This is a genomic window from Ramlibacter sp. bp-362 (assembly GCF_054956735.1).
The window spans coordinates 1-1,099 of record NZ_JBUDXE010000040.1; the positions used below are offsets into that span (position 1 = coordinate 1).

Annotated in this window: 1 protein-coding gene; it reads left to right on the top strand. The window is 64.1% G+C overall.

What is annotated here, in order from left to right; all coding sequences use genetic code 11:
* The coding region (locus ACY0MJ_RS22315; protein ID WP_462640755.1) for an IS256 family transposase at positions 1–1,099 on the top strand (1,099 nt) is incomplete at both ends.

Consider the following 1,099-nt stretch of genomic DNA (forward strand, 5'->3'; position numbering starts at 1 on the left):
CATCTTCCAGCGCTTCAAGAAGGCGTTCATGGAACGTGCATTGGGCGCCGAAATGACGCAGCACCTGGGCTACAAGGCCGGTGAGGCGAAGCCCCAGGGCAGGACGAACCACCGCAACGGCAAGGGCAGCAAGACAGTCCTGACCGATTCGGGCGAGGTCACCATTGAGGTGCCACGCGACCGTGAGGGCACCTTCGAGCCGCAGCTGGTTGGCAAGCACGAGCGGCGGTTCACGGGCTTCGACGACAAGATCGTGGCCATGTACGCGCGGGGCATGTCCGTGCGCGAGATCCAGAAGTTCCTGGCCGAGATGTACGCAGTGGACGTCTCGCCTGACCTGATCAGCCGCGTCACGGACGCTGTGGTCGAGGAAGTCACGGCTTGGCAGGCACGCCCGCTGGAGCCGGTGTACCCGGTGGTCTTTTTCGACGCCTTGCGCGTGAAGATCCGCGAGGACGCGGTCGTGCGCAACAAGGCGGTGTACCTGGCGCTGGGCGTCCTGCCGGACGGCACGCGCGACATTCTGGGCCTGTGGATCGAAAACACCGAGGGCGCGAAGTTCTGGATGAGGGTGTTCAACGACATCAAGACGCGCGGCGTCGAGGACATCCTCATTGCCGTCACGGACGGCCTCAAGGGCATGCCAGAAGCGCTGCAGGCGACGTTCCCGTCCACCACGCTGCAGACCTGCATCGTCCACCTGATTCGCAACAGCCTGGACTACGCGAGCTGGCGCGACCGCAAGGCCCTGGCTGCTGCCGTCAAGCCGATTTACACCGCGCCCAGCGCGGAGGCCGCAGAAGCAGCCTTGCTGGCCTTTGACAGCGGCGAGTGGGGGCGAAGGTACCCCACAGTGGTAGCGGCCTGGCGACGCGCCTGGGACCGGGTGATTCCGTTCTTCGCGTTTCCTCCGGACGTGCGCCGCATCATCTATACCACCAACGCTATGGAAAGCGTCAACGCGCAGGTGCGCAAGATCATCAAGACCCGCGGCCACTTCCCGAGCGACGAGGCCGCCACCAAGTTGATTTGGCTCGCGCTACGCAACATCACCGCCGAATGGAGCCGGCCAGCCTACAACTGGAAATCAGCAATGAAT